This is a genomic window from Lysinibacillus halotolerans, from assembly GCF_003711845.1.
Lineage (GTDB): Bacteria > Bacillota > Bacilli > Bacillales_A > Planococcaceae > Ureibacillus > Ureibacillus halotolerans.
The window spans coordinates 1-18,649 of record NZ_RHLQ01000001.1 but is presented as its reverse complement, the minus strand read 5'-3'; the positions used below and the strand labels follow the sequence as shown (position 1 = coordinate 18,649).

Sequence of the window (18,649 nt, the reverse complement as noted above, 5' to 3'; positions counted from 1 at the left end):
TGACAATAATGTCATCCTTTTTTTGGTTTTAGTTGTTCTAAATATTCTAAAGCATCATCAATCGTTTTAACTGGTACAATTTCCATATCTGTACCGATTGTTTTAGCTGTTTCAACAGCAGCTTCATAATTTGATTTTATATCCGGATCGGCATGACGCATTTCATCGGTTATTTCATCATCAGGAGCAAAAAAGATTTCGATTCCGTCTTCATCTGCTGCTACTACTTTCTTCTCAATACCACCTATACGCCCAACAGTGCCATCTTCATTCATTTCACCGGTACCCGCAATATGATAACCTTTTGTTAAATCTTCATCGAGCAGTTGGTTTAATATTTCCAATGTAAACATTAACCCCGCTGAAGGACCACCAATATTTTCAGTATTTACTTTCACATTCGGTTCAGTTTTAATAAGTTTACTTTCAGAATAAGTAATTCCAATCCCGACCCGATTATTTTCTGCACCAGGAATTGGTTTTAATGAAACAGTCCGATCCAATAATTCATCGTTACGATCGATGACAAGATGTACTTTGTCATTTTCTTTCTTCTTACTTAATATATTTGTAAGTTCCTGTGCCTTTTCAATTAACTGACCATCCACTTCAACAATTTCATCACCTGCATGTAATTCACCATCTGCTGCTCCATCTTTTAAAACATTTAATACCGTTACCCCATGATACTCGATCGTATAAGGTAATTTTGCTCTTTGAAAAGCAATATAAAGGGCATTAAATTGAGAATCCGTCATTAACTTAAGCTGCCGAACACTATATTCTTCATCGTCCTCTTCCTCTTGTCGAACTTCTTCTTCTTTGTAAATTTCTTCAAAGTCTTTGAAATAGGCGATCGCATATGTAAGAGGTGTTGCTGGAGCCATTGCTACCGTCATTAAGCTCATTGTTCCTTCATGATTTTTATCTCCGTCTTCCACCGTAACAAATTCACTTACATCATAGGCACTTCCAGGTTTCATAATATAGTAGTCCAGCTTATAGAAGCTGAGAAAAAACACAATGATAAGCGAGATAATTAAATAAACAAGGGATTTATTCAATATGTATGGCACCTCCTGAAGTTACCTTTTATAGACTATTTTATTCAAGTGTCGCATATATTAGTTTAGCATTTGCTTAAATGGAAAACAAAAATTTGAAAAGAGATGATGCTTATTCCACTACTTTATCTATTGATTTGTATATTGTTGATTTGCTTGCTACTACTTTTCCCAGGAATCGCCCATGAAGGTACGGATTTAGGGGTAGAACTTTTTATGGAGGCACTCTTTCCATATCTATTGCCATATTTAATATTAACCCAATGGTTTATACGATTAACACCAACAAAAAGTAAATCTTCTTCTAGATTCAAATTATATTTTAAAACTTATGGTATTAGTGCCCTTGGTGGTTTTCCAACTGGTGCTGCGACTATTACTTATTTGAAAAAAAGCAATCAAATTTCCCTTCGTGAAGCAAACATCCTTTTAAGTATTTGTCATAGTCCAAGCCCATTATTCGTTTTAGGCTTTGTTGGGAACGATTTATTAAATAATACTGCATTTAGCTGGAAATTTTTAATTTTATATCATGCCGTTTCGATCATTATTTTAACCGGAGCTTACTATTACTGTCGTCGAGAAAAGGAAAGCGACTTTACTTCTGCTGTTCCACCTAGTAACCAATTGAATCCTTTTACTAGCAGTATTAAAGATAGTATACCGACTGTATTAGTCGTTGGATCTACCATTATTTTTTTCACGACGATTTACACGGTTGTCATGCATTCTGTTAAAAGCTTTTTCCCAGACATACATAATAATCTGATGCTTCTTATAGCAGCAATGCTAGAGATGACAAACGGTTTAAAAATTGGACAAGAACTATTTTCGAATCAACCAACCTTACTTCTAGTAATTTTAGCAACTTTTTTAACTAGTCAAAGTTTAAGCATTCATATGCAAGTTGCTGTTATTGCAAAAACGGAGAAACTGTCGTTAAAACCATACTTTTTCATGAGACTTTGCTATACCCTTCTTATTCCAACCCTTTTCTACCTACTATTTCTATAAAAAAATCGACAAAATCATCTTTGTGATTTTGTCGATTTTATTTATTGTTGACTATATTTTTCGATTAATGCCTTTTCAATGACTTCAGGAACTAGTCCAGAGACAACTCCACCATAGCGGGCTACTTCTTTCACAATACTTGAACTTAAAAATGAATATTGATTTTTTGTCATAATGAAAAAGGTTTCAATCGATTCATCTAAAAACTTATTCATCGAAGTAATTTGCATCTCATACTCAAAATCTGATATAGCCCGTAAACCACGAACAATGGCCTTCGCATTTTTTGCTCGGGCGTAATCGATTAGTAATCCAGATGAACTTTCAATGCGCACATTCGGAATATCCTTTGTTACCTCTTGAATAAGGTCCATTCTTTCATCAATTGAAAAAAGTGGATTTTTTGATGAATTGTTTAAAACGGCTACATAAATAATATCAAATACATCCGCTGCCCGTTTAATAATATCTAAATGTCCATTCGTAATCGGATCAAAACTACCTGGTACAACTGCAATTTTTTCAGACAATGGTTTCTCCTTCTTCCCTTTATCAATTACATATGAGTAGACCGATAAATTGAAATGATCGTACTACCATATGTTTCTTGACGAGTTAATTGATATGGACCATAATTCGATGGCAAACTTACTTCAACTGCATGTTCACATACGATAATGGCATCTTTTGATAATTTATCATTTTCTATTAATGTACTTAATAAATCGTAATATTCTGTTTTACGGTAAGGGGGATCTAAAAAGATATAATCAATTTGAAGATCCCTTTTTATTAATCCTTTCACAGCACGGGTTGCGTCGGTTTTGTATGTTTCAGAAACCTCTTCATAACGACATTTTTTTATATTGTCCTGCAACGTTTGAAAGGCCCGTCCATCCTTTTCAACGAAAATTGCTTTACTCGCACCTCTACTTAATGTTTCGATGCCTAAGCCTCCACTACCTGCAAATAAGTCTAAAACGATACCACCATCAAAAAACGGTCCAATAATATTGAAAATAGACTCTTTCACTTTATCGGTTGTTGGTCTTGTCGTCGTACCTGTTACAGCCTTTAAAGGCATTCCTTTTCTTTCACCTGCTACAACTCTCATATGATCACCTTGCCTTTATTGTTAATTGCTGTAGCTATTTATCGTAATGGTTGTATCATTCTTAGTAATTTCCACATTGAATAATTTTTTTAACGAGTTTTCTTCAATATAATATGTCCCAGCAATGATTGTGATTGGCTCTGACGTTGTATTATACCGTTGTTCATTATAAACATAAAATCCATAGTTTTGTGGGAATCTGTATCGATTCGATTCATTTTCTACGTAGTATCCATTTTTTCCCACTGAAGTTTTAAAGCCGAGCTTTTTCAGAACAGCATCTGCTGGATAGAACAACATACTATCTTTATACACGATATCCCCATCAAGTATTTTTTCAGAGTTCAAATAAATTTCTCTACTATCAAGAAATAGTAAAGGATAAACCCCATCCATTTTCTCATTCATTGTAAAATATTTTGTATGAAGGTCAAAAATAGATGATAATTCTTTATCTAATATTTCTGAAGAAATTTTTTCACCTTTTAACGATTTTAACTTCTCCACCCAACTTGATAATTGATCATCTGACATGTTAGTTGTTAAAGTATTAACCATTTCCTTTGCCTTGTCCCCACCGATTATAGAATCGGTTAAAAATGAAGTAACCACTTCCCGTAACCATCTTGGGTTTTCATTTAATTGATAGTTTTTAGCCACTTGGAATAGAGGAATATTTTCCAAAATTGATTCCAACGAAAAATCTTCTAGAAATAAAACTCTTTCTCCTTGTCCATCCACATTTTTAGCTTGTACAATGGCAATATGTTCATCTGATAATAACTTCGAAGATTTTAATTGCTTCGTAAGATCTGGTGACAAAGGATTAGAAGAATAAAAAGAGAAATGATCAGATAGTTGTTGTACCGTTAAATCACCAACTTGCCAATAGAGCTCATGAACTCCACCAGCACCACTAAACATTGAATAATTAACAAGGGACAAGGATTGTTCTCCGATTAACGGTAACCCAGTTACCCAACTACCTTTTACATCATTATCAGTTGAAATATGTACTGTTGAATATGTAGCCTCACCATTGGAAAGGTTGACAAATATATCTTTTAAAAACTGTTGAGAAGTTAAATCACCTTCCAAAGGAATTATGTATGATAAAGCTTGACTATGTCCTTCTCCCGATTCAAACTTCGTCTTATCTTCGCTTAAACGATTACAACTATTAGCAGAATCCATAAAACAATCAGGGCTTACAGCTAAATTTGGCCATTGAATGTTAATCGTTCCACTTGGTAAATTGTGAAACTGATGACGAATATCTAAGTTTCCGCTCCGGTAGGTGATATCAATTTCTTGAGTATATGAGAAATTACCATCCCCTGACTCGAGCTTGTCGGAATAAACTTGATACTGAAAAAAAAGCATCACACTTATTGAAGCAATAAGCACTCCAAAAAAACTTATTGCATATTTCATGTGCCTAACCCCCTACATCGTGATACTATTGTTATCGGAAAGGATGTGTGAAAGTTGATTCAACAATTTATTGAATTAGGACAAGGTTATGGAGATATTTATGAACTTTGCGAACTCATTAAAACAAACGAAAACAGATTCCATAATGCTTTTATTTTTATTTCAACTAAAGGCGACAAAAAAGTCGCATCAATTGCTGTAGCATTGAAACCTGTTGGGGATAGCAAATTTATGCCTATTTATATTTGTCGTGAAGGGATTCCATATACACCGGAAAACCCTTCTAAAAGACTTGAAATATTTGAAGAAACATTAAGTGAAATAGGAAAAAAAGCTATTCCAATGGAAATTAAGCATTCTTCATTCTACTCTGAAACCGTTTTGTTCTATCAACATTTAATCGGTATTTTAAGAATGAATCATTTCATCCCACCAAAGCAATAAGAATGATCTTGGTTTCCTCGCAATTATAAACCTACTTTATAATCATATTCTTTTGCTTTATCCGGTTTCGCATTTTCAAACTCAGTTTTTAAAAATGGACGAAACGATTCAACAACGTCTTTCACAAATGGAAGACGTTGTATTTTATTCAACGTTGATTGTATCTCATCCCGATTACAATAAATGACGACATATTTTAACTTTCGAGAAATATAATGAACATGTCCATATTTTCTTAAACTTTTTGCATGTTTTAGCTGGTGAACATAAACAATTAAACCTTGTCGTTCCTGCATTTCAATTCCCTCATTTCTTACATAAAAGCATACCATAATGTCAATTTTGTTAGCAACAGAGTTTAGTGACACGGGAGAAGAATTTCCGTTATAATCATCTTTATAGAGTTAACTTGTTTTTAACTATTCATTCACAAAAATAAAATAGAATGGTATTCATCTGAAATATGAAATTATATAATTGAACTGTTCCATTATGAAGGAGGATCTCAATGGGAAAGAAAACGAAAGTTGCGATTGCAATTGCTGCTGCCAGTGCAGCAGCATGGGCCGGAAGCAAAGCGATATCAAAGCCACAAAAAAGAGAAGATAAGGAAGTTTTACAACATACTCATCCAATCGTTCTTGCACATCGTGGTGGCTCTCACCTAGCCCCTGAACATACAATGATTGCCTTTGAAAAAGCTGTATCTTTAGGTGTCGATGGTTTCGAAATCGATATTCGTTTAACAAAAGATGAGGAAATTGTTGTCTTTCATGATGAAACAGTAGACCGTACAAGTAATGGTGCCGGTTTTGTTAAAGATTTAACAATTGAAGAGTTAAAACAATTAAACTTCGGATATCACTTCGAAGATTTAGAGGGAAACTTCCCTTATCGTGAACAAAAAGTTGAAATCGTAACATTACGGGAATTATTTGAAATTTATCCGAATATGTACATTAATATTGACATTAAAGATGGACCAGATAGTTACGAAGGTAGTTTAATGCCATCAAAATTATGGCGTCTTATTGAGGAATTCGGAGCTGAAAACCGTATTGTTGTGACAAGCTTCTATAGTGAGCAAGTTGATCGTTTTAATTTATATGCCCAAAATCAAGTTGCTTTAGGGGCTGGAGAAAATGATGTAAGAAAAGCGTTTACAGCATTTACTAGTCAATTTGGCCATTTATATCATCCAAAGGTGGATGTTTTTCAAATTCCAACAAAATTTGGTGTCGTCTCTTTAGAGTCATCAAAATTTATTCAATTTCTTGGAAAACTGAATATCCCAGTTCATTTTTGGACGATTAACGATCCTAATACGATGGAACGTTTAATTAAATTAGGGGCAAAAGGAATTGTAACTGATCGACCGGATATCGCCGTACCATTATTACAGCAATTAGAAGAGGAACGAAATAAAGACAAAAAAGAGTAGATGAAGTCAAAAAGACTTAATCTACTCTTAAAAAAGGGCAACTTTTCGAAGTTACCCTTTTTCCATTATGCTGAGCAAGAACAGCTTCCTCCGCTACCACAACCACTTCCACAGGAAGAATTTGTTGCAAAGAAAGGGTTACTTACAGGTACTTTAACTGCTTCAGAAACAGATTTTCCAATAATTAAACTAATTTCATCCAATAAATCTTGGAAATCGTTCTCTGCTAGTTTTAAACTCGCAACACGTTTATCTAAATCAAGATTTCGTTTTTGTTCGCGAATTTTTTTCATGATTGTATGATAATCAGGATGATATTTACCAAAACGTTGTACATCCTCATATTGTTCTTTCATTCGTGTAAATGCTCGTATTTGCTCTACAAGATCTTCATTACTATAAACATCATGATAAGCATTACGTAACTTTTGAGCTTGTTCTGAAGAGAGGAGCATTGCACTCAATTCATCTGCTTCATCTAAAATGAAGGCCCATTCTGATGTCATTATCACCATTATTTCCTCCAATCTGATATTATCATAGCAGAATTTGAATCATGTTTGTATAACAATGGCTTATAATTATGTTATTAGTATATTTTAACATGTTAATTGCGTTGTATCGAATTGTTTGAATGATTAATAATAGAGAAGAAAGTTGAACGAAAAAATAGTTATTCTACATGATCGGTAAGACGTTTTTCGAGAACAGCCTTGACACATTCGTAATCGGAGAATTGTATTTCTTTAGTACCAATTGTTTGTGTCGTCTCATGCCCTTTCCCAGCAATTAATATTGTATCCCCTTCTTTTGCATTAAGGATAGCTGTTTCAATCGCCTTTGCTCGATCCAATATCATTTCATATTGCTGTTTTGGAGAAAATCCAGCTGCAATTTGTGAATTAATCAGTTCTGGATCCTCACTTCTTGGATTATCAGTCGTTAAATAAATGAAATTCGCATATTTCGAAGCAACTGCGCCCATTTTAATCCGTTTATGTTTATCCCTATCTCCACCACAACTAAAGACAACAATTAAATCTCTCTTTACAGTTTTATTTAACGTTTGCAATACTGCTCGTAAAGCAGCCTCGGTATGGGCATAATCAATATATATATCTAAATTAAAATCATTTGGAATTGCTTCAAGCCTACCTTTTGGTAAAGTAAGCTTTTCAGCTGCTTCGCAAATGTCTGCAATCGGAAATCCGAGTTCACTTACCGATGTAATCGCAGCAATCGTATTTTGCAAATGATGTTCACCAACAAATGGAACGGAAAATACCTTTTGCCCTTTATTACTTTGAAGACAGCAAGTTGATGTTGTTACCCCTTCTGCAAGAAGCTGCAATTGATAATCGACCCGATTTCCTAGACCAAAATAGGCTTTTTTCTTTTTAGCTTGAAGCCCAACTGTACGACAAAACGAATCGTCCCCATTTAAAACAAGTCGTTCAGATAATGTGGAAAGGATTTGTTTTGCTGCTTTATATTTATCATAGGACCCGTGATCTTCAATATGATCCTCTGCTAAGTTTAAGAAAACACCTATATTAATAGCACAATCATCTAGTCGATGCTTTGCAAGTCCCATGGAGGATGCTTCAAGTACAACATATTCCACTCCACGACTTACGGCAATTTTTAAAATTCTGTGTAAATGTTTCGGTTGTAAAGTTGTTAAATGTTCATAATCTAATAGTAACTCTACTCCATTAATATAAATTCCATTCGTTCCAATCACTATTACATTTTTATGTAGTGCGTGTAGTAGTTGACCGATAAAATGACTGACGGTTGTTTTTCCATTTGTTCCTGTAATAGCAATAACTTGCATTGCTTCAGCTGGGAAATGATTTAGTTTAGCAGCACTATACGACATGAATTTTAAAACATTTGGAACCCATATTACTGGAACTGATAGCTTTAATGTATCTAATTGTTTTTCATCTTCAATTACTATACCGACTGCTCCATTTTCAATTGCCGTATCAACATATTTTAGTCCATCCGATTTTCTACCTTTACGAACGATAAATAAATCGCCTTTTTTTACACCTTGTGCATAATCCTCTATTCCAGTTACTTCAACTCGAATTGAGCCACCTTTTACTGTACATGGCCATTCTTTTAAAAGTTCTGCCAGTTGCAAGTTGTCACTCCTTTTCCCTATTTTATGCCTAGGTTTTTATCGTGACACTAAAAAGTGAAAGGCTAAGAAAAGACTGGACACAACGAAAAACCCTTTAGTCCAACTCGACTAAAGGGCGACTTTATTCATCTTCATTTTTTTGAATAAATATTTGTGTATAGTAATTGATAAAAACTCCTGAACCGACGTGGGTATAATCACTACTAAGCATATACTCCCGGTGCGTTCTAGAATTTAGCCAACCATGGGCAGCTTCTATCGAATCAATATAAGCCGTCGCAATATTTTCTTCAGCTTCTTCATAAAGAATCCCTTCTTCCTCTAATCGGTCCTTTAATGACCCATTTGTCGGCGAATCATGGGATAAATAATTTTCTGTATACATATCTTCACTATGTTGCATAGCAACTACTGATACATACACATCATAATTAATGATTGGTATATCGTTGTTCACACGAAAAACGTTTAACAAATCGAAAAGCTGTGCTGCACTGTCTTTATTACTTTCTTCTATTAAATAGGAATTCGGGCTTGGAGGTGATATTAACTCACCTACAAAGGACATTTCATAAGGGCGGTGTAAAACTAAAGTTTGACTATCTAAAAAACGTATACCACTCAATTTTCCACTTTCACTATCGATATATAGTTGAGCAAAAATGTCACCTAATTTAGTTAAGATCCGTGTATTCATATCATCTTCGCTCAATGTAAAGGTATAAATGTTTTCACCAATTGTAGCTGTAATCTCTGACTCCATAATCGTCATTTGGTAAATTTCCGCCAATGATTGACCCATTTTATACGGAGAGACATCTGCTAATTCACCACTACTATAAGCTTGGGTAACCTTATTATCTTTCACTGCAAACATACTAAATTTGTTATAATCCTCGTTATATACCCACCAATCGTAACCATATGGCGAACGGTCATAACGAGATGGCTCTCCAAATAGCTTTAATAATTCATTACTTTGTTTACCGATAAGTGTTGATATTCCTGTTTCAGGACGTGGTAGTGCATCTTGAATTTCTTTCGGCTCGCTATCCGTTTTGGGTATAACTTGTGATGATGAATTGGGTCCTTCTAATGGTTCATAATTATCTTCCATGTTTGAAGAGTAAAAAAAGATAATTGCAAGCAAGGACAGGACGATTAAGATTCGAAAAAGAGTTTTCATGCGTTCTTTATCCTTTATTTTTATTAGTACTATTATATCAATAATATCGTGGTTGACACAATGTTGCCATTGCAACAAAAGATATTTTGCTCTATTATAAAAATTGAGCGTATACTTCATGTACGATTTTGCTAAAGGAGGATTTATTAATGTATTTTGAGAACAAAACACTTGAAAATATAACAGCTGAACAAGAACTTCTTGTAAGTGTTATGGGAAAAAACGGTCTTGAATGTGACGGTGCTTGGGACTACGATCGTATGACTTTCGATAAACGCTTTGATTTAAAAGAAGGTCGCTATTATTTACGCGTATTTTGCAGTGCCATTTCTGGGGATGTTGGTAATCGTAGCGCTGTATTAAAAATTGGTAAACCAGCTCTTGGTAAATACTATTATCCACACGGTGTTGAATACGGTGAAGATGAAGTTTTCCCAAAACATTTAGTAAATGAATGCGAACAAATTTTAGCGAACGTTAAAAAAGATTTTGCAGCATATGGTATCGAAGCTTAATTTCAACATTTAAGGTAAGACACTTTGTCTTACCTTTTTTATATTATTTAAAACAAAAAGGGCAATCAGTTAGATTGCCCTTTCGTTCCCATTAAAATCCTAAGATTGCTTTTATTAAAGATGTCGTTTGTCCACCTTCATAAATAACATATAACAGTAAATAAACTGCTACCCCTGTTATTGCTACGAAAAACCAAATAATACTCGTGATTGGTCCGATTCGACGATGGATCGTTAATTTTGTTTTCAATCCTGTAATTATGCTTACAAGTCCAAATACTGCTCCCACTGTCGCTAAAACAATATGGAAAACTAAAAAGAACGTGTAATAACCTTTTAATTCCTCTGGTCCACCAAAGGAAGTGTTTCCGATAAAAATCGTTCTAGAAGCGTAAATGATAAAGAAGATTGACGCCGCTACGCCAGCAGCTAACATTACTTTTTTATGTGCTTCAATTTTTCTTTTATAAATTAGACCCCATCCAATTGCAACTAAAACGGCACTTATAACAATAAATGAAGTACTAATCGTAGGTAGAATAGGTACACCCATTAAACATTCTCCTATCTTTTAGTAATCTATATTTTCTTTATATAAACAATTTAATTAAAATTGTTGCTCTGTTGCTTTGCTGCTTGAAAATCTCTTAATGCCTTTTCGTTAATATCCTTCTCATCTGCTTTTTCAACTCTCCACCATTCAAAAAATACTTTAAACAATACAATACCAAAAATAATTTCTTGAATGATTTTCATTAAAACCCCACCTAATTGTTGATCAGATAGAGGGCTCATATTATTAAATAGCTCTGGTCCAGACAGTGATAACCCTGCTAATGTTGTAGAAGGAACACAAAGCTCCATCGCTTTTAACCAAGTTTCTCCATCCGTATATGTGGCGTACATTGGATTTGGATTAAAGATGATTAATGCACAGGCAGGAGTAATTAAAACCGCATTGGCGATAATATAACCTAATTTTGATAGATGTTTCATTTTTCGCTGCCCCGGAACATTACCTACTAATGGCCAGTTCATAAAGAAGGCTGCAGCAAATAAAAGGAAAGTAAAAATAACATGATACGTTTCATTCAGCTTAATAACATCAAAAATACCAGGCATATGATACAAAGAAAACATCAATGCAAACACAAAGGCTGCAACAATCGGTTGTGTAAATACTTTAAAAATATTACGTACAACCGGCGCTTCAATCATGACTTTCCAAACCCACCATGGAACACCTTTGATCAAGAACATTGGAACTAATAAAAGTAGAAAAGCCATTTGAACCATATGATATGTAAACATAATATGTGACATTAAATCAATGGGCGAGCCTTTTAGTACATATAATAAAATCATTGCTAATATAAAGTATACTGCTTCATTTCTCTTTAAGGGCTCACTTACTTTAAACGATTTTCTCCAAGTAGTTGTTAATAAAAAATAGAGAACGGTTAACAATACGATAAACCCAATTAAATAAGGACTCCATAATGCTTGAAATCCAAATATACTTAACGGCATAAATCATGCGCTCCTTTAAACTTCAGTAGTTCTATTATAGAACGCTTACATCATAACATCAATGAACGAACTATGACAATTAACTATATTTGCGGTAAAAAAAAGCACTTCTAGATTGCCTAGAAGCGCTTTTTTCAATCTTACCACCAAATGATCGTTAAGAAAGTTAAGAAGAATGTAAATGCAATTACAGCTCCAAACCATACGAATGTTTGGATAACACCGATATGGTGTCCTTTCTTATCATCCATATGCATGAAAGAATATAGTTGTAATACAACTTGTACTGCAGCTAGTAGTAGAATAAAAGGCTTAATGAAATAAGCGGAAAAATCAGCAACTACTACAGTAAATGCTAGAAATGTTAAGAAAATCATAATCGCAAAATTGATTACTTGCTTACGCATGTGCACGGCGTTATGATGACGCTCATACTCAAACTGTGCTTTTGTTTTAGCTTGAACTTGTGTATCGTGTCCCATATTATCCTAACACCCCCATCAAGTAAACAACAGTAAAGATAAATACCCAAACTACATCAATAAAGTGCCAGAAAATAGAAGCGGCATAGTATTTTGGAGCGTTGTATAAGTTTAGTCCACGTCTTGCGTTACGAACTAGTAAGCAAATGATCCAAACTAAACCGATAACAACGTGCAATCCGTGAGTCCCTACTAATGTAAAGAATGCTGAAGAGAACGCGGATTGAGTATAACCAAAACCAATGTGTACATAGTGATAGAACTCATAAATTTCAAGGGCAAGGAATCCAAGACCTAAAAGAACTGTAATTGTCATCCATAATTGAACGCCTTTGAAGTTATAGTTTTTCATATGATACATTGCATAAACGGATGTTAATGATGATGTTAAAAGTAACATTGTCATAACAAATGCTAACGGTAGTTCAAAAAGTTCTGCAGCTGAAAATTCCATACCAGCAGGACCTTTGTCTTTTAAAGAAAGGTAAGTAGCAAATACACTGGCAAAAAGCGTAATATCACTACAAATAAAAATCCAAATTCCTACGAATTTATTTTTAGCTTCCGGAGTAGCTTGTTCCGGTTTATCTGGCCAAGTTTGTGGGGTGAATTTAGTTTCTTCCATTATTTGTTACCCCCTTTTCCATAAAGTTGCTCTTCAGTAGCAACAATTTCCTCAACATGTACATGGAAACCAAGATCATCTTTCATTGAGCGAACAATCATAGCTCCAACTGTAATCGCTAAACCAATAATAATAACTGGAATAGACCATGCTTCACCATCTGGGTGATATAGTGCACCGAAGGCAGCAACGAATAAACCAATTGACATAACTAAAGGTAAAATTGAGTTATTTGGCATATGGATTTCACCAAGTGGTTCAGCATATGTCATACCTTCTTCATTACCTTCATGTTTTTCTAACCAATAAGGGTCGTATCCACGTACTAGTGGAGTTTGTTTAAAGTTATAGAACGGTACTGGTGTTTTAAGAGCCCACTCAAGTGAACGTCCATCGCCCCAGTAATCACGACAATTTAATGGTTTAGATTTTGCAGAAATAATGATATTAAATACTAAAATTAGAACACCAATGGCCATCATAATCGCACCGATTGATGAAATAAAGTTAAATAAATCCCATCCTTGGTCTGCCTGGTAAGTGAATACACGACGAGGCATACCCATTAAACCTAAGAAATGCTGAATGAAGAATGTTAAATGGAATCCGATAAAGAAGAACCAGAAAGTCCATTTCCCTAATGTTTCATTTAAAGCACGGTTAAACATAATTGGCCAATAGAAATGCATTGAACCAAAGATTGCTAATACGATACCACCAACGATTACGTAGTGGAAGTGAGCTACAATAAAGTAAGAATCATGTAATTGATAGTCAAGTGGTGCAGTTGCCTGCATAACACCTGTAACACCACCAGCTACGAATGATGGAATAAATCCAAGGGCATATAGCATTGGAACTGTTACTTTAATCGAACCGCCCCAAATTGTTAAGATCCAGTTGAATACTTTCATCCCTGTTGGAACGGCAATCGCCATTGTTGAAACGGCAAAAATAGCGTTTGCAGTTGGCCCAAGTCCAGTTGTAAACATGTGGTGAGCCCAAACCATGAATCCTAAGAAACCGATTAAAATTGTAGCGAATACCATTGAAGAGTATCCGAATAAACGTTTACGAGCAAATACCGGAATAATCTCAGAGAATAAACCGAATGCAGGTAAAACTAAGATATATACTTCAGGGTGACCAAAAATCCAGAATAAATGCTCCCAAATAATTGTATTACCACCCATTACATGGTCGAAGAAATTAGCTCCGAACATGCGGTCAACTAACATAAAGAATAAAGCCACTGTTAGTGGAGGGAATGCGAATAAAATTAATGCACTTGTAATTAAAGTAGTCCAAGTAAATAATGGCATACGCATAAATGTCATACCTGGTGCACGCATCGTAATGATCGTAACGATGAAGTTAATACCTGAAATCAATGTACCAGCACCAGAAATTTGTAAACCTAATACATAAAAGTCAATACCATGACCAGGTGAATATAAAGATAATGATGCATAAGAAGTCCATCCAGCATCAGGTGCTCCACCTAAAAAGAATGATAGGTGTAAAAAGATTGCACCTAGGAAGAATAACCAAAATCCTAAAGAGTTTAGGAATGGGAATGCAACGTCACGTGCACCAATTTGTAAAGGTACAACGGCGTTCATAAAGCCAAATAGTAATGGTGTTGCTGCTAAAAATAGCATCGTCGTACCATGCATTGTTAATAATTCATTGAATGTACCGGCTGAAACAAAATCATTATTTGGTAACATTAACTGAATACGCATTAAAAGCGCTTCTAAACCTGCGATTGCGAAAAACAAAGTCCCGGCTAATAAATACATAACGCCTAGTTTTTTATGATCGACAGTTGTTAAGTAGTCCCATAATGTTGCTCCAAAGCCCTTTTTCTTTGCAACTGCAACAGAGCTCACAACTTTAACCTCCTTCAAGTGTTTCTATCGAAGTAGAAATTATTCTTCTACAGATAAACTCATAATGTAATCAGCAACTGCACTTATTTCTTCTTCAGACAGTTCACCATATTTACCAGTCATTAAGTTACCTGGTTTAACGCTTTCTGGATCTGTAATCCATTTTTCTAAGCTTTCTTTATTGTGTTCTAATACACCAGCAACACGGTTACGGTCACCAAATGTTGTTAAGTTTGGCCCCATAGCACCTGAAGCACCAACGCCAGATACTGCGTGACAAGCTAAACAGCTATTCGCAAATGTTGCTTCCCCTAAATCGGCAGAATCAGCAGATGCTGTTTGACCTTCTGTTGCTTGCATAGAAGCAACCCAATTTTCAAACTCTTCAGGAGCAAGTGTTTTTACTTTGAAGTCCATTAACGCATGGGAAGGACCACAAAGTTCAGCACATTTACCGAAGAATACGCCTTCTTCAAGATCTTTTGACTCTTCGTCAAACTGTAAATAGAATTTGTTCACGTTTTCTACGTTAGTATCCATTTTACCACCGATAGATGGAATCCAGAATGAGTGCTTAACGTCTGCAGCTTTTAAGTTAAAGTAAACTTTTTCACCAGTAGGAACAACAAGTTCTTGTGCTGTTACAATACCTTGTTCTGGATATTCAAATTCCCACCAATATAATTTCGCAGTAACATTAACAGTTAATGCTGATTTGTTTCCTTCTTCGTCAACCTCATCCATTGCTTTTACGTCAGCAAGTTTATAAGTAGAAATTAAAGTAGGAACAGCTAAGATTAAAAGTAAAATGATTGGAATAACTGTCCAAATTACTTCTAATGTATGACTTCCTTCTACTTGTTTTGGCATGTGGTTCTCGCCTTGTTTTGAACGACGGAACTTAACGAAAGCATATAAATAAAGGAATGATACTACTATTACTACTAAAGCCATAATTGTGATGGAGAATAATAGTAAGTTTAATTGTTCTTTTCCCACTGCTCCAGCTGGTTTAAGTGTTGAAATATAATCTTCACCACATGCAGAAAGAAAAACTGTCATTACCGCTAACAGCGAGAAAAGACGCCATTTTTTAAGCCCTTTCATCATAGCTTAATTAACCCCTCTTTCTTTGTTGTATTTTCATGTGTAACTAGGACGTTGGTTTTATAGTTCTATGTGAATCCCTTTTCAAAGAAGAATTCCAAAAATAACAAAAGTCAATTGATCATAATAAATCATCGTTTGTATTAAAAGTTGAACCACATGAGCAAGTTATCCATATTCAATATAATAGCTAAAATAATAAAGCCTGACCAACTTTCCTAAAGTTAAAAGCACTAAGTTTTATAATACCATAAAACAATTAGTCATTTTAAAACTTTTCCTATAGTAGCATTGGTATATTTGCTATTCGATATTCCTCACTATGGGTTCATATGTAAAGTAAATATCCTGTGGATGCCATACAAACTTGAAAAAAGCTAGCGCTTCCATACCGAAAGGATTTTATCCGCTACTACTTATTAGCAGTACGAAGTTGTCAAATAAACTTTTTCAACAGTATCGATACTGCCCTGTTCTAAACTATAGTTTGACTATAGAACACTATGCTCTTATCCCAACTCGTCCCCACATGACGGCGTAAAGATGCCGTAATAACAAAAATTTACCTACAATTTTAAGGAATGGAAACAAAATGTCCGATGCTTCGTTTATTGTTATGAGATTGATTACTCTTTAAATGAAATAAATTTGTGTATTTACCCATGTAAAAAATAGTTCGTACTATGTTTCAATCTACAATCCCTATCATAAAATAAGTGCAGAAATTTTTATCAACGAAGTTTTTAGGACATATCATCAATTCAATGCACGCCCTATAACATTTTGCCTCTCCTTTCATTTTTGTAAGCATATTCCGCTAACAATAACTATATCGAAATTTGTCCTTTATTTCTAGATATTAAGTAAAATTTCGATAAGTTGACCAAAATGCAATTTGGGTTAGCTACATTGTTTTAAAAGAACATCTATATAGTAATCCATTTTAGGGGGGGAAATGTGAATGTAAAAGCACGAATTTATGAACAATTTGTGAAAAGACATAGCCCCAAACTAAGGTCTAACTGTTTGAAGTTGTCTTTTACCTATTTATTCGCTATTATCATAAAAGGCATAAAAGCTTTTTATAAGTTTATAGATAGAAAAAGTAGGTGGCTCTTAAAATGCAACATTATCAAAGTAAATTACTGAAATGGATTGCTTTTGCTACGACAATCGGTATGTTGCTTATTCTTATTGGAGGAGCACTTGTTACAAAAACTGAAAGCGGTTTAGGTTGTGGTCGAAACTGGCCAGATTGTAACGGTTCACTAATTCCAAAAGAAATAACAACTGAAGTTTTAATTGAATTTTCCCACCGATTAGTGACAGGTTCAGTATCTATCCTCGTTCTTATTTTAGTCATTTGGACATGGCGTAAACTTGGTTCTATTCGTGAAGTAAAATTTTTAGGAATTTTAGCAATCTTTTTCTTAGTAGCTCAAGCATTAATTGGAGCTGCTCAAGTACTTTGGGGACAAGGCGACTTCATTCTTGCACTTCATTTCGGTATTTCATTAATTTCATTTGCATCGGTTTTATTATTAGCGATGATTGTTTTCGAAGTAGATAAAAAATTCGATGCCGATAAAGTTTATATAAGTAAAAAACTTAAAATACACACTTTCGGTGTCACGTTATATTCATATATCGTAGTGTATACTGGTGCGTTAGTAAGACATACACAAGCAAGTTTAGTTTGTTCTGATTGGCCGTTTTGTAACAATGAAAATCCGTTCGCATTGCCAACGGGATTACATCAATGGGTTCAAATGGGACATCGTTTTGCGGTTTTATTAATATTCGTTTGGGTTACATATATTGCAATACATGTTATAAGACATTACAAAGAACAGCGAGTTATTTACTGGGGATGGATTATTGCCTTCTTCATTCTACTAACACAAATGATGACGGGTATGTTAATTATTTTCACAAAGCTTAACTTAATCGTTTCTTTATTACATTCATTCTTTATTTCGTGTCTATTCGGTTTATTCTGTTACATGATTTTACTTGTATCTCGAAGCAACTATAATGAGAAAAATAGTAAATAAATTTAAAGGGGCAGTGGAAAATAAAATGTACCCTATAAGAAAGACACTTGAAAAAAGGTCTGAACTGAACCCCGAATAGTGGACACTTTAAAAAAAGTGGACCTATTCGGGGTTTTTCTATTTTCTTCAATGAACTACCCCGTTATACTTAACATACTATTTATGAACGGGAGAATTTTTATGAGTAAGATAATTTTTAATGAACATCAACGTAGACTATTAGAAACAAACCAAAATGTTGCATCAGTATCAGATCGCGCCATCCAATATACAGCCGAATTTAAAATAAAAGCGGTTAAGGAAAATCAATTAGGAAAAGGACCAGCTCAGATCTTCAATGAAGCTGGGTTTGATTTAGAAATTATTGGTCTAAAGAAAGCTCAAAGTTCCCTTGCACGCTGGCGTAAAACCTATCAAACACTTGGAGAATCAGGATTTTTAGAGGAACGACGCGGAAAAGCAAGTTCTGGTCGTCCAAAGGCTGAACACTTGTCAGCTGAAAAGAAATTAGAAAAAGCAGAAGCGCGTATTCGATTATTAGAGGCGGAGCTTACGCTCCTAAAAAAGCTCGAAGAAATGGAAAGGCAGGCGAAGA

Annotated in this window: 19 protein-coding genes and 1 pseudogene; 6 read left to right on the top strand and 14 right to left on the bottom strand. The window is 34.6% G+C overall.

From position 1 onward, the window contains the following. Positions 1–11: 11 nt before the first annotated feature. Entirely contained in the window at positions 12–1,067 is a 1,056-nt protein-coding gene (locus tag EC501_RS00105) for a SepM family pheromone-processing serine protease (RefSeq protein ID WP_421930377.1), read from the bottom strand. Between the two features lie 213 nt (positions 1,068–1,280). Here EC501_RS00105 and EC501_RS00100 point away from each other — a divergent pair, with 213 nt between their 5' ends. Continuing rightward, a complete protein-coding gene (locus EC501_RS00100; RefSeq protein ID WP_241559234.1) occupies positions 1,281–2,078 on the top strand; it encodes a hypothetical protein in 798 nt (265 codons plus the stop codon). A gap of 41 nt (positions 2,079–2,119) precedes the next feature. Here EC501_RS00100 and coaD read toward each other — a convergent pair whose 3' ends face one another. From coaD to EC501_RS00085, 3 genes are read right to left on the bottom strand one after another with little or no spacing between them, the layout of a single operon-like run. After that, a complete protein-coding gene (gene coaD, locus EC501_RS00095; protein WP_122970256.1) occupies positions 2,120–2,608 on the bottom strand; it encodes a pantetheine-phosphate adenylyltransferase in 489 nt (162 codons plus the stop codon). 26 nt (positions 2,609–2,634) lie between these two features. After that, positions 2,635–3,192, bottom strand: a complete 558-nt coding sequence (gene rsmD / locus EC501_RS00090; protein WP_122970255.1) for a 16S rRNA (guanine(966)-N(2))-methyltransferase RsmD — start codon at positions 3,190–3,192, stop codon at positions 2,635–2,637. A 21-nt stretch (positions 3,193–3,213) separates the two neighbouring features. Next, on the bottom strand, positions 3,214–4,626 hold the full coding sequence (locus EC501_RS00085) for an RNA polymerase II (RefSeq protein ID WP_122970254.1): 1,413 nt from the start codon (positions 4,624–4,626) through the stop codon (positions 3,214–3,216). A gap of 54 nt (positions 4,627–4,680) precedes the next feature. Here EC501_RS00085 and EC501_RS00080 point away from each other — a divergent pair, with 54 nt between their 5' ends. After that, positions 4,681–5,070 carry a DUF7147 family protein gene (locus EC501_RS00080; protein WP_122970253.1) on the top strand — a complete coding sequence of 130 codons (390 nt, stop codon included), beginning with the start codon at positions 4,681–4,683 and terminating at the stop codon, positions 5,068–5,070. Between the two features lie 23 nt (positions 5,071–5,093). Here the strand turns inward: EC501_RS00080 and EC501_RS00075 are convergent, their stop codons facing one another. Beyond that, entirely contained in the window at positions 5,094–5,366 is a 273-nt protein-coding gene (locus EC501_RS00075) for a YlbG family protein (RefSeq protein ID WP_122970252.1), read from the bottom strand. 212 nt (positions 5,367–5,578) lie between these two features. Here EC501_RS00075 and EC501_RS00070 point away from each other — a divergent pair, with 212 nt between their 5' ends. Continuing rightward, positions 5,579–6,511 (top strand): glycerophosphodiester phosphodiesterase family protein, encoded by a 933-nt coding sequence (locus EC501_RS00070; protein WP_122970251.1) that lies wholly within the window; start codon positions 5,579–5,581, stop codon positions 6,509–6,511. A gap of 65 nt (positions 6,512–6,576) precedes the next feature. Here EC501_RS00070 and EC501_RS00065 read toward each other — a convergent pair whose 3' ends face one another. The 3 genes from EC501_RS00065 to EC501_RS00055 all read right to left on the bottom strand — a co-directional run bounded on the left by EC501_RS00065 (position 6,577) and on the right by EC501_RS00055 (position 9,849). Beyond that, positions 6,577–7,023, bottom strand: a complete 447-nt coding sequence (locus EC501_RS00065; protein WP_122970496.1) for a YlbF/YmcA family competence regulator — start codon at positions 7,021–7,023, stop codon at positions 6,577–6,579. A gap of 161 nt (positions 7,024–7,184) precedes the next feature. After that, positions 7,185–8,663: a UDP-N-acetylmuramoyl-L-alanyl-D-glutamate--2,6-diaminopimelate ligase gene (locus tag EC501_RS00060; RefSeq protein ID WP_122970250.1), complete on the bottom strand. Its 1,479-nt coding sequence runs from the start codon at positions 8,661–8,663 to the stop codon at positions 7,185–7,187. A gap of 121 nt (positions 8,664–8,784) precedes the next feature. After that, positions 8,785–9,849: a CAP domain-containing protein gene (locus tag EC501_RS00055; protein ID WP_122970249.1), complete on the bottom strand. Its 1,065-nt coding sequence runs from the start codon at positions 9,847–9,849 to the stop codon at positions 8,785–8,787. A gap of 149 nt (positions 9,850–9,998) precedes the next feature. On the opposite strand from EC501_RS00055, the gene EC501_RS00050 reads away from it, so the two are divergent. Continuing rightward, positions 9,999–10,364, top strand: coding sequence for a YugN family protein (locus EC501_RS00050; RefSeq protein WP_122970248.1), 366 nt, complete (start codon positions 9,999–10,001; stop codon positions 10,362–10,364). A gap of 91 nt (positions 10,365–10,455) precedes the next feature. Here the strand turns inward: EC501_RS00050 and EC501_RS00045 are convergent, their stop codons facing one another. The 6 genes from EC501_RS00045 to coxB all read right to left on the bottom strand — a co-directional run bounded on the left by EC501_RS00045 (position 10,456) and on the right by coxB (position 16,003). Further along, positions 10,456–10,917 carry a DUF420 domain-containing protein gene (locus tag EC501_RS00045; RefSeq protein ID WP_122970247.1) on the bottom strand — a complete coding sequence of 154 codons (462 nt, stop codon included), beginning with the start codon at positions 10,915–10,917 and terminating at the stop codon, positions 10,456–10,458. 50 nt (positions 10,918–10,967) lie between these two features. Next, positions 10,968–11,894 (bottom strand): cytochrome c oxidase assembly factor CtaG, encoded by a 927-nt coding sequence (gene ctaG / locus EC501_RS00040; RefSeq protein WP_122970246.1) that lies wholly within the window; start codon positions 11,892–11,894, stop codon positions 10,968–10,970. A gap of 140 nt (positions 11,895–12,034) precedes the next feature. Beyond that, positions 12,035–12,376, bottom strand: coding sequence for a cytochrome C oxidase subunit IV family protein (locus tag EC501_RS00035; RefSeq protein WP_122970245.1), 342 nt, complete (start codon positions 12,374–12,376; stop codon positions 12,035–12,037). Between the two features lies 1 nt (position 12,377). Continuing rightward, positions 12,378–13,001 carry a cytochrome (ubi)quinol oxidase subunit III gene (locus EC501_RS00030; RefSeq protein ID WP_122970244.1) on the bottom strand — a complete coding sequence of 208 codons (624 nt, stop codon included), beginning with the start codon at positions 12,999–13,001 and terminating at the stop codon, positions 12,378–12,380. Beyond that, positions 13,001–14,893 carry a cytochrome c oxidase subunit I gene (gene ctaD, locus EC501_RS00025; RefSeq protein ID WP_122970243.1) on the bottom strand — a complete coding sequence of 631 codons (1,893 nt, stop codon included), beginning with the start codon at positions 14,891–14,893 and terminating at the stop codon, positions 13,001–13,003. Before ctaD ends, EC501_RS00030 begins: the two co-directional genes overlap by 1 nt. Positions 14,894–14,932: 39 nt before the next feature. Continuing rightward, positions 14,933–16,003 carry a cytochrome c oxidase subunit II gene (gene coxB, locus EC501_RS00020; RefSeq protein WP_122970242.1) on the bottom strand — a complete coding sequence of 357 codons (1,071 nt, stop codon included), beginning with the start codon at positions 16,001–16,003 and terminating at the stop codon, positions 14,933–14,935. Between the two features lie 1,118 nt (positions 16,004–17,121). Here coxB and EC501_RS00010 point away from each other — a divergent pair. Then, positions 17,122–18,054, top strand: a complete 933-nt coding sequence (locus tag EC501_RS00010) for a COX15/CtaA family protein (RefSeq protein ID WP_122970240.1) — start codon at positions 17,122–17,124, stop codon at positions 18,052–18,054. A 180-nt stretch (positions 18,055–18,234) separates the two neighbouring features. Then, positions 18,235–18,649 (top strand): annotated as a pseudogene (locus tag EC501_RS00005) (transposase); the annotation flags it as partial.

Coding starts and splice junctions, on each gene's coding strand:
- EC501_RS00045 (WP_122970247.1), bottom strand. CDS start 10,917: ATGGGTGTACCTATTCTACCTACGATTAGTACTTCATTTATTGTTATA.
- coxB (WP_122970242.1), bottom strand. CDS start 16,003: ATGATGAAAGGGCTTAAAAAATGGCGTCTTTTCTCGCTGTTAGCGGTA.
- ctaG (WP_122970246.1), bottom strand. CDS start 11,894: ATGCCGTTAAGTATATTTGGATTTCAAGCATTATGGAGTCCTTATTTA.
- EC501_RS00030 (WP_122970244.1), bottom strand. CDS start 13,001: ATGGAAGAAACTAAATTCACCCCACAAACTTGGCCAGATAAACCGGAA.
- EC501_RS00010 (WP_122970240.1), top strand. CDS start 17,122: ATGCAACATTATCAAAGTAAATTACTGAAATGGATTGCTTTTGCTACG.
- rsmD (WP_122970255.1), bottom strand. CDS start 3,192: ATGAGAGTTGTAGCAGGTGAAAGAAAAGGAATGCCTTTAAAGGCTGTA.
- EC501_RS00100 (WP_241559234.1), top strand. CDS start 1,281: ATGGAGGCACTCTTTCCATATCTATTGCCATATTTAATATTAACCCAA.
- EC501_RS00075 (WP_122970252.1), bottom strand. CDS start 5,366: ATGCAGGAACGACAAGGTTTAATTGTTTATGTTCACCAGCTAAAACAT.
- EC501_RS00070 (WP_122970251.1), top strand. CDS start 5,579: ATGGGAAAGAAAACGAAAGTTGCGATTGCAATTGCTGCTGCCAGTGCA.
- EC501_RS00050 (WP_122970248.1), top strand. CDS start 9,999: ATGTATTTTGAGAACAAAACACTTGAAAATATAACAGCTGAACAAGAA.
- EC501_RS00055 (WP_122970249.1), bottom strand. CDS start 9,849: ATGAAAACTCTTTTTCGAATCTTAATCGTCCTGTCCTTGCTTGCAATT.
- EC501_RS00085 (WP_122970254.1), bottom strand. CDS start 4,626: ATGAAATATGCAATAAGTTTTTTTGGAGTGCTTATTGCTTCAATAAGT.
- EC501_RS00035 (WP_122970245.1), bottom strand. CDS start 12,376: ATGGGACACGATACACAAGTTCAAGCTAAAACAAAAGCACAGTTTGAG.